At 28.0% G+C, this 236-nt stretch carries 1 protein-coding gene; it reads right to left on the reverse strand.

Annotated elements, in window-relative coordinates:
* Nucleotides 1–86 (reverse strand): recombinase family protein (locus tag HMPREF3265_RS12070; RefSeq protein WP_176746612.1); only part of this gene is annotated, 86 nt, incomplete at its 3' end.
* Nucleotides 87–236: the final 150 nt, after the last annotated feature.

The raw sequence follows: 236 nt of genomic DNA on the forward strand, positions 1-236 counted from the left end.
TTTTCACAACCATATTGATTTAATCGATCTTCCTGCAAATTCAAATTTTGCAAACCAGTTGAGACTCTTGCATAACCTATTTTCAAAATACAAACCTCCTATGTACATTTTCATTGTACCATAACTTAATTCTAACCCTATTTATGAACATAGATTTCCTATTGAGTTATTGAACATTAAAATATGTATACTAGCTATATATCTAGATATAAAAAGAGAGTGTACAGAAAATGGTT

Source organism: Staphylococcus sp. HMSC62B09, assembly GCF_001839115.1.
GTDB lineage: Bacteria > Bacillota > Bacilli > Staphylococcales > Staphylococcaceae > Staphylococcus > Staphylococcus haemolyticus.